This is a genomic window from Polaromonas sp. P1_G2 (assembly GCF_056405515.1).
This window is the reverse complement of the sequence record NZ_JBFUBY010000767.1, coordinates 1-569: the sequence shown is the minus strand read 5'-3', so window position 1 is coordinate 569 and position 569 is coordinate 1. Positions and strand designations below refer to the sequence as shown.

The 569-nt window shown below is 63.4% G+C and carries 1 protein-coding gene; it reads right to left on the bottom strand.

Annotation, left to right across the window (positions count from 1 at the left end):
- Nucleotides 1-569 (bottom strand): histidine kinase dimerization/phospho-acceptor domain-containing protein (locus tag AC1D0P_RS27475; RefSeq protein ID WP_477679623.1); only part of this gene is annotated, 569 nt, incomplete at both ends.

The following is a 569-nucleotide window of genomic DNA, read 5'->3' as shown; positions in this document are numbered from 1 at the left end:
GCACCGTGTCGATGGCCACGTTGCGCTTCTCGATCGGTTTCGAGCGCGCCATTGAGAGAAAGGTCTTGACGATACGGGCGCAGCGCTCGGCGGCCGAGTGCAGTTCCTTGGTGCGCCGCTTGGTGGCATCGTCCTGCGCCATTTCATGCAGCATGCCGGCATAGCCGACGACAATGGACAGCGGATTGTTGAGTTCGTGCGCCACGCCGGCGAGCAGCGAACCGAGAGCCGCGAGCTTCTCGCTTTGCTGCAGCGCGCCGCTGCGCTTTTCCAGTTCCATCTCGACCAGCTTCTGGCTCGTCTGGTCGACGGCGAACACGCCGGCGCCGGTGACCTCGCCGGTTTCCGAATGGATCGGGAAGCGGATGAACATCGAATAGAGGAACGGCGCCAGCGACGGGTGATATTGTTCTTCGATCTGCACCTCGCCTGTCGCCAGCACCTTGTCGATCGACCGGTCCATCATCGCCGCCTCGTTCGGGGGMAGGATGTCGATGGTGCGACGGCCGATGATCTCGTGCGCCGGCCGGCCAAGCCGCTTGACGGTTTCCGGATTGACGAGCGTGAAG